Annotated in this window: 5 protein-coding genes; all 5 read right to left on the bottom strand. The window is 43.7% G+C overall.

The window, feature by feature from the left end; genetic code table 11:
* Positions 1-98 precede the first annotated feature (98 nt).
* A complete protein-coding gene (gene glnA / locus H7T97_RS08700; protein WP_023919214.1) occupies positions 99-1445 on the bottom strand; it encodes a type I glutamate--ammonia ligase in 1347 nt (448 codons plus the stop codon).
* Positions 1446-1484: 39 nt separating this feature from the next.
* Positions 1485-1844, bottom strand: a complete 360-nt coding sequence (locus tag H7T97_RS08695; protein ID WP_003008872.1) for a MerR family transcriptional regulator — start codon at positions 1842-1844, stop codon at positions 1485-1487.
* Positions 1845-1911: 67 nt separating this feature from the next.
* Positions 1912-2445, bottom strand: a complete 534-nt coding sequence (locus H7T97_RS08690; protein WP_024055322.1) for an FUSC family protein — start codon at positions 2443-2445, stop codon at positions 1912-1914.
* Between the two features lie 269 nt (positions 2446-2714).
* Entirely contained in the window at positions 2715-3914 is a 1200-nt protein-coding gene (locus tag H7T97_RS08685; protein ID WP_003008876.1) for a phosphoglycerate kinase, read from the bottom strand.
* Between the two features lie 202 nt (positions 3915-4116).
* Positions 4117-8907 carry an endo-beta-N-acetylglucosaminidase gene (locus tag H7T97_RS08680; RefSeq protein WP_201090054.1) on the bottom strand — a complete coding sequence of 1597 codons (4791 nt, stop codon included), beginning with the start codon at positions 8905-8907 and terminating at the stop codon, positions 4117-4119.
* Between the last annotated feature and the right edge of the window lie 10 nt (positions 8908-8917).

The following is an 8917-nucleotide window of genomic DNA, read 5'->3' as shown; positions in this document are numbered from 1 at the left end:
CAGCGTAGTAGAGCCCACTCAACCACTGCGTCTTGCTCGACAATCCAAAAATAATTGAGAGGCTAGGACTTTTGTCCTAGCCTCTTTACTCTTGTTTCTTAATAAAGATCTAAATAGTTGTCTACTTCCCATTGGGATACGAAGGTCGCATAGCTTGCCCATTCGATTCGTTTGGCTTCAAGGAAGCTGGTGTAGATGTGTTCACCCAAGGCAGCTTTCACCACTTCGTCTTCTGTCAAGGCTTTCAAGGCATTGTGAAGGGTAGAAGGGAGATCTGTGATTCCAGCTGCTCTACGTTCTTCCGGTGTCATCACATAGATATTTTCTTCGATCGGAGCAGGTGCTTCGATTTTATTTTCAATCCCGTGAAGGCCGACTTCAAGCAAGACTGCCAAGGCTACATAAGGATTGGCCATTGGGTCTACGGAGCGCAATTCCAAACGAGTTCCCATCCCACGTGAGGCTGGTACACGTACCAAAGGGGAACGGTTGCGACCTGCCCAAGCGATATAAACGGGTGCTTCATATCCAGGAACCAAACGTTTATAAGAGTTGACGGTTGGGTTGGTCACGGCTGTAAAGTTGTAGGCATGCTTGATCAAACCACCTAAGAAGTGATAAGCAGTTTCTGACAATTGCATTCCACGTGGATCTTCTGGATCAAAGAAGGCATTGTTGCCATCTTGGTCAAAGAGAGACATATTACAGTGCATACCTGATCCGGCAATTCCAAATTTTGGTTTGGCCATAAAGGTTGCATACAAGCCGTGTTTACGAGCGATGGTCTTCACAACGAGTTTAAAGATTTGGATCTTGTCACAAGCGCGAAGAACTTCGTCATACTTAAAGTCGATTTCATGCTGACCAACGGCTACTTCGTGGTGGCTAGCTTCTACTTCAAAGCCCATCTTGGTCAAGACATTTACGATTTCACGACGAGTGTTATCTGCAAGGTCTGTTGGAGCCAAGTCAAAATAGCCACCTTTGTCATTTACTTCAAGAGTTGGATCTCCATTTTCGTCCAACTTAAAGAGGAAGAATTCTGGTTCTGGGCCAAGGTTAAAGGATTTGAATCCAAGTTTTTCCATATGACGAAGGGCACGTTTCAAGTTGCCACGTGGGTCTCCTGCAAATGGTTCCCCTTCTGTCGTATAGACATCACAGATCAAGCCAGCTACGCTACCATTTTCATCTCCCCAAGGGAAGACTGTCCATGTATCCAAATCTGGGTAAAGATACATGTCTGACTCGTTGATACGGACAAATCCTTCGATAGAAGAACCATCAAACATGGCTTTGTTTGAAAGAACCTTGTCCAGTTGCTCATCGGTAGCTGGAATTTCGACGTTCTTCATGGTTCCCAAAATATCAGAGAACATCAAGCGAATAAAAGTAACATTTTTTTCTTTTACTTCACGGCGAATATCTGCAGCAGTAATTGACATTTTTGTCTCCTTAAAATAGATTACAAGCATATGAAATGATCAACGAAATTGACCATATGGCGATGGGGAAGATGTGAAGCGACTTTGCTGAAGAATGTCACGATGAAGAGCCTTACGGATCTCTTCTTGACTGACAACCTTGGTTTGCTCTTGCTCTTTTTCCGCATATTTCTTCTTAATATCCGCAATATTGAAGCCATCTGAGATATAATCTTTGATCTCAAGTAGGCGGTCCATATCGTCCAACGAATACATGCGGCGATTGCCTTCTGTCCGATCGGGAGAAATCAATCCCTGATCTTCATAATAACGAATCTGGCGAGCTGTCAAGTCGGTCAGCTTCATAACACTGCCAATCGGAAAGACTGCCAGCGAGCGTCGTAATTCCTTTTCCTTCATACCATTCCTCTTTCTATTCTATTATATCGAAAAAAAAATCTATGTCAAGATTAAATGTTATATAATCTTACATAGGTTTTTTGTATTTCTTGAGAAAATCGCGAATGCGATCCACATCCGAATTGACCAAAATCGCAACGAAAACGCCAATAAAGGTCTCAAATATTCGGGCAAAAACATACAAGAAGGTTTCTCCGTTAGGAATCGAGAGGGTAATGATCAGCATTGCCGAAACTCCTCCGATAATTCCTGCTTTATTATTCATAGCGACATTTGTCATAATGGTTAACATGGTCGCAATAGGTACAAAAATCAGAGTCACCCAATACGCCCCATGAAAGAGCGTTTTTAAAAGGAAGAACAATACGGCATAAAAACCTCCGATGCTGTTGCCCATGACACGCGAAGCCCCGAAGTGGACACTCTTATCAAAGTCTTCCCTCAAACTAAAAACAGCTGTCAACGTCCCGATCTGAAGGCCTCGCCAGCCAAATATTCCAAAAATAAGTAGTACAATAAAAACGGCAATCCCTGTTTTAAAGGTTCTCATCCCCAAACGGAATTTGGACCAATCAAATTTGTGTCGTTTAAAGTAATCCATGGTCACCTATCTTTCTATTTCTATTATTCTACCATATTTTCAGAAAGGAGAGAACAGATATCAATAGAAAGAAAAAAAGAGAGCGGGACAGAAATCGGTAATTCGTTAGAATTCGATTTCGTTGTCCCACCTCCGCACAGTTGAGTAGGGCTGTAAAAGCTAATGAAATCAGCGTAGTAGAACCCACTCAACCACTGCGTCTTGCTCGACAATCCAAAAATAATTAAGAGGCTAGGACTTTTGTCCCAGCCTCTTTCATTCTATTTAGATTATTTGTCTGTAAGAGCAGCCAATCCTGGAAGTTCTTTACCTTCAAGGAGTTCCATAGAAGCACCACCACCAGTAGAGATCCATGAGAATTTGTCTGCACGGCCAAGGTTGATCGCAGCAGCAGCTGAGTCACCACCACCGATGATTGATTTAACGCCTGGTTGTTTCACGATAGCGTCCATCACACCGATTGTACCAGCTTGGAAGTCAGGGTTTTCAAATACACCCATAGGTCCGTTCCATACAACTGTTTTCGCACCAGTCAATTCTTGGTCGAATTTAGCGATTGATTTAGGACCGATATCCAAACCAAGGAAACCTGGGTCTACTGCTTCACCTTCAGTGTCTTTCACTTCAGTGTAGTCAGCAAATGCGTTCGCTTCTTTTGAGTCAACTGGCAAGATCAATTTGCCGTTTGATTTTTCAAGAAGAGCTTTCGCCACATCCAATTTGTCTTCTTCTACAAGTGAGTTACCGATTTCGATACCTTGTGCTTTGTAGAATGTGTAAGTCATCCCACCACCGATAAGGACTTTATCAGCTTTTTCAAGCAAGTTTTCGATAACACCGATCTTGTCAGATACTTTAGATCCACCAAGGATAGCTACGAATGGACGTTCTGGAGCTTCAACTGCTTCTTTGATGTAAGCAATTTCGTTTTCAAGAAGGAATCCAGCAACAGCTTTATCAACGTTTGCAGAGATACCAACGTTAGATGCGTGTGCACGGTGAGCAGTACCGAAGGCATCGTTTACGAAAATACCATCTCCAAGTGATGCCCAGTATTTACCAAGTTCAGGATCGTTTTTAGATTCTTTCTTGCCATCAACATCTTCGAAACGAGTGTTTTCAACCAAGAGAACTTGTCCATCTTCAAGAGCGTTAACAGCTGCTTCCAATTCAGCACCACGTGTAACACCTGGGATAAATTTAACTTCTTGACCCAATTTAGCAGCCAAGTCAGCAGCTACAGGAGCAAGTGATTTACCTTCTTTATCTGCTTCTTCTTTTACACGTCCAAGGTGAGAGAAGAGGATTGCACGTCCACCTTGTTCAAGGATGTACTTGATAGTTGGAAGAGCTGCAGTGATACGGTTATCGTTAGTGATCACGCCATCTTTTACAGGAACGTTGAAGTCAACACGAACGAGAACTTTTTTCCCTTTCAAGTCAACGTCTTTAACAGTCAATTTTGCCATTAGATATGACTCCTTCTTTTTTTAATACATGATAATTATATCACAAAAGCTGTAAAAGAGGTAGAAAAATCCAATGCTTTTCCCCTCTAATTCACAGGATCCGAACGACACTTCTAAATACAAGATCAAACCTCTCTGGTTTTCACCAGAGAGGTTTTTTGAGAGTGACTTTTTAAGTGAACGAAAGAATCCTGTAAAAGACTTACTCTTCTTTCTTCTTACCAGCCAAGAGGAAGCCGCCTAAGGCTGCTAGGAGAACAGCTTCAGCTGCATAGGAAGCTTCTAGGCTTGCCGTATTTGGCAAGTGTTCCGATTGACTTTCTTTGCTGGCATCTTTTGTTCCTTGCTGAACTGTTGGCTGTGAGTTCGCTCCTTGGTGGGCACTTAACAACTGATGGATCTCTTGATCGACCATATCCTTGTGTTCTTCCTCCTGATGACCCGCTTGAGTAGAAGTCGTTGGGGCCAACTGATCCACTTGAGAAGACTCTGTAGGCTTCAATGGATTAGCTGGATCCGGAGTTACTGGGGCAGCTGGTTGGACTGGTTGATTTGGTTGAGCTGGTTGAACAGGCTGATCAGGTTTAGCCGGTTCCTCTGGTTGGATCGGTTGATCTGGTCCTTCCGTTTGTGCTGGTTTATAGACAATCGCATAGTGAGTAAAGTGAGGAGCTGTAAAGATGACTACATCTCCAACTCTCTCAAAGGCCAAGGATTGAGGAGCTTGACCTTCTGGGAAGAAGAGAACTTGCTCCACTTCTTTATCCTTATCCACAGGGATTTTCACAAGGGATGGATGGTGGGTATCAATATCTTGACCGCTGGCATCCACGCCTTCAATATCAAAGACGATTCCTTCTCGACCCTTCAGCTCTTCTTTTTCTGCCTGATTGGCTTCAACTTTTGCGACTTTCAGTCCTTTGACAACGGTTGGCTCTAAGTTGGAGAATTGAACTTCGACTCCAGTCGCAGGGTCTATAAAGACCGCTGGCTTATCTTCTTTCAGGAGCGCAATCAAGGTCTCTAGACCTGTCTTAGCTGTTCCAAGCGCTTCAGGAGTGAGCTCTGAAGAAGCTAGGAGTTCTTTATTTTTCTCCAGGAGTGCCTGCAAAGCGTCACCAGAAGGGTGATTTGGCTTGCTTGCTAATAGAGCGGTCGCTTCAGTTGTTAGGGCAGAAAGAGCTTCTTTTTCTTTTGTTAGATTGGCTTGACCATCCAAGGCTTTCAAGAGAGCGGTCAATTGGTTCAACTGCTCATTGACTTGATCTTGTGTGCTGGTATCATGCTCTTTCAAGACTTTTTCAGAAGCAACCATTCCAGCTAGCAAAGCTTCTTTGACTTCAGGAGTCGCAAAAGTAAAGTCTACTTTGGCTTTTGCAGCTTCAGCTTCAGCCAATTTTTGCTTAAGGTATTCATCGTTGAGAGCTGGTTTTGGATTCACGAGGACATCAAAGCTTGTGCTAGCTCCTTTGTAATGGACCGTGATGGTTTGACGACCTTCCTTAGTCGTATCAAAGCCAGTTACTTCCACACCTTCATCTGTCAAGGCATGCGTTTCGGTCGTTTCATCTTCAAAGACGACTGTAAAGCGTCCGCCTTCTTTCTCCAATGCCTCTCCGACAATATATTCCACTTTTGGTTTGTCGGTCAATTCTAGACCAGCAACTGCTTTTTCACCTGCTTCTTCTGCACTGACCACAAAAACAGTGAGGGTCTTATCCAATTTCTGACCAAGGTAAGAGACTTCTAGGTGTTGTTCTCCCAGCTTGCTACTATCAAATCCATGAATCTCTACACCTGAGTTGGTGAGGTTGACCAGCTGATCTGCTTGGCCATCTTTATAATGAACGCGGAGAGTTGCCCCTTTCAAGGAAAGGGCATCGCCTTCCCGGTAGACCTTCTTGGTCAATCCATCTTCAAATTGAAGTCCCGCAATTTCTTTATCATTCTTTGGAACTTCGATCGCCAAAACATTACTGATATCTTTACCAGGAACTTGCGCGCGATAGTAAAGAAGAGATGGGGTTGATTCAAAAGCGAGCGGTTTAAAGATGAGATTTCCAGCTTGATCGGCTGTCATAGTCGCAATTGGACTAGTGGCTTCTTTATCGGCATAAAGAGTCAGAGTAGTATTAGCTGGAACATCTTTGAAACCGACTTGGACAAAATGATTACCTAAGTTTTGCGCTGCAGCATGTTTCATCGAGATGTTGACCGTTTCAGTATCCAGACTTTCATACATCTTCCAGTTGTAAATCCGGATGGCTTGCCATGGGGTGCCGTTATCTGCTGTAATGACATGGAGACGCCAGTCTTGAGCCTTGATCGGATGATCCAGTGTAATGTCAGATACATGGGCTTTATTGCCACGAACTTCCTTGGCCAATTTCCACTCACCGGCTTCGTCCTTGTAGTAAAGGTCGAAGTCACGGGTATTCATCTTGCCATCATCGACAGATTCTCCACCAGCACCAGCATGGTCCATCACCCAACGAACAATGGTTCGAGGTTGTGTCAAGCGGATATCGACGGTTCCACTCAATTGAGCAGAAGACCATTTATCTGAAAGACTGGTAATGGTCCCATTTAACATGCCTTCAATGCCTTCACTACCATCCGCATCTGGGAAGCTCGAACCGATCACTTTGGCTCCAATGACTACGTTTGGCGCTAAAGCTTTTGGTAGACTGGTATCTGACACGGTCATGCCCCAATCAAAAGCTACAGTTCCCGCATCTGAACGTTGACCATTCTTTCCAACTGCCACAACCTTGAGTTCCTGAGTGGTTCCTTCAGCACTTGCTGAACGGCTAACTTTTGGAAGATAGACGGTTGTCGCAGAAGACCCTGTTAAAAGACGCCAGTTGTCGCCATCTTTTTCATAGACTTCATAATAATCCGCATCTGCTACCCCTTTAAAATTGAGGACTGCTTCTGCTTCTTGCGCATTTTGTAGACGTTTTGCCCGAACGGATACTTCTGCTGGAGTAGCTGGTTTCTCTTGGTTGGACGTAATCGACAATTGGCCGAGATTAAATTTGTAGTCTTTAACATCCGTATTATGGTCAAAGAACATCTTCACAGCATAAATGGTCTTGCCAGCCAAACTTCCCAAATCAAAGGTTTGAGTAGACCAATCCGCACTCGGTGTCAATTCTTTCCATTCGTATTCAGAGTAGTCTTCTTTGGTGGCAACAGCTACCCAGGCAGTAGCTCCGATCCCACCTTTATGACTGACGCTCAATTTTGTCGTTTCTGTCACAGGAATCTTGGTCGAATAGAGCATGACATTTTGACTGCTATTGGCTTTTAAATCTCCTTCGAAGGCTAGAGAATTTCCTCCATTGTAGGCTTGATCAAAATCATAGTGGCCTTTCAATGGCGTACTATCTTCACTATGCTCTACCCACCAACGCCAGGTCGGAAGGTAGCCAGAAACAGAACGGTAGTTCCATTCCCCTTCTTTAGAAATCTTGCCATCGACAAACCAGTGTTTTCCGTGACCAGTATTGAAGGAAGTATTGAAATCTTCACTTGTAATAGGAGTTTTGTCCACTACTAGATTGGACATACCGTACCAAGATTGGTCTGCTGGTTTTCCTTTAGTCGGATCTCCTTGGAAACCTGTCCAGAATAGATCTTCATGGGTATGGTATCCTTCTCCAGTCTTTCCTAGACCTGTAATGGTATCTGGCGCATAAAGACCAAGAGATAGACGCAACTTGCCATGTTCATCTAAAATGGCATTCCAGTCTACATTAGTCTTATAAGAGCCTCCTTTTTGGAGCTCAAGTCCAGCTAGAACATCATAAGGATTCCGATGAATCCATTTGGCTGTACTGATGGAATAATCCACTTCTGATTTGCCCCAGTTAAAGTTAGCAAAGAAGGTATCAACTGGATTTTCCCCATTTTCTGGCTGCATGAAATTGTAGTTGTATTCTCCCAGCGCATTCTCATGGTAACGGCCATATTCATAGGTCATAGCATCATACCAGGAATACTTAATCGGATAGTTCAGACTTTTCGCATATTCCTTGGTATAAAGAAGAAAATCTCTCAATTTTGGACCCAATGGTTCTACAAGATTTCCGGTTGTTTCTTGGTTGATAAAGTAACCATCAAAGCCATAGTACTTGGCAAGTTCGACTAATTTACGCGCGATCGGGAAGGTCTTAGACCCTTCCCTATCTTCTTTCAAGGTTTCTGCAAAATGTTCTTGATCCTTGATGCTGCTAGACCAGTTATAAAAGAGTGTTCCATAAATAGGAACCCCATTTCGGTGGGCAGCATCGATCACATCTGCTGATGGAACCAGTCCTTCCCAAAAGACCATGGAGTCCAAATATTGCCAGTAATCAAAAGCATAGGCTTTAAACTCTTCCCCGCCGACAGACGCATGATCCTTTGCTTTGGAGTTCATATTTGACAGTGCTTGGATCTTCGCTTCAGGGTTGGCTTGTTCATTAATTTGTTTTCCTTGAAAACGACTCGCAAGTGGGACGCTTGCTCTGTTCATATCGTCATCCACTCGTTTTCCTGGTTCCCACTTCAAGAGATCGTCCCAGGTATCGAACTTAACTTCTTTGGGTCTTAATTGTTTTTCTTCATTGGTTGGTAAATCAGCCACTTTTTCTGCAGCAGCTTTCGGTTTTTCAGTCTCTGAAACAGCTGGATGATCTGTAGTCGTCGAGCTAGCTTCTGTACTTGTAGGACTAGCCTCTGGAGTGACCGCTTCTGTGGCCGGTTTTGCAGGATCAGCCGTAGGAAGTGCCGCATCTGCAGTATAGACGCCAGCTTCTCTCACCAAATGATTGACATCATCGGTCGTTGCTGAAGAGCTTTCCAAGGGTTGTTCACTAGTAGAAACCGTCTCATCTGCAGAGACAGCACCTGTTCCTAAAAATGCTAACCCAATCAATGCGGAACAAACTCCCACACTGAATTTTCGTATACTAAATCGTTCTTTCTTTTCAAATAGATGACCCTTCATCTTGACCTCC

This window comes from Streptococcus parasanguinis (assembly GCF_016648925.1).
Taxonomy (GTDB): Bacteria; Bacillota; Bacilli; order Lactobacillales; family Streptococcaceae; genus Streptococcus.
Note: the sequence above shows the minus strand (reverse complement) of the source record. Positions and strands in the feature narration are given on the sequence as shown.

Bases quoted from the DNA above. Each gene is read 5' to 3' on its own strand.
- H7T97_RS08680 (WP_201090054.1), bottom strand. From the start codon at position 8,907: ATGAAGGGTCATCTATTTGAAAAGAAAGAACGATTTAGTATACGAAAA.
- glnA (WP_023919214.1), bottom strand. From the start codon at position 1,445: ATGTCAATTACTGCTGCAGATATTCGCCGTGAAGTAAAAGAAAAAAAT.
- H7T97_RS08685 (WP_003008876.1), bottom strand. From the start codon at position 3,914: ATGGCAAAATTGACTGTTAAAGACGTTGACTTGAAAGGGAAAAAAGTT.
- H7T97_RS08690 (WP_024055322.1), bottom strand. From the start codon at position 2,445: ATGGATTACTTTAAACGACACAAATTTGATTGGTCCAAATTCCGTTTG.
- H7T97_RS08695 (WP_003008872.1), bottom strand. From the start codon at position 1,844: ATGAAGGAAAAGGAATTACGACGCTCGCTGGCAGTCTTTCCGATTGGC.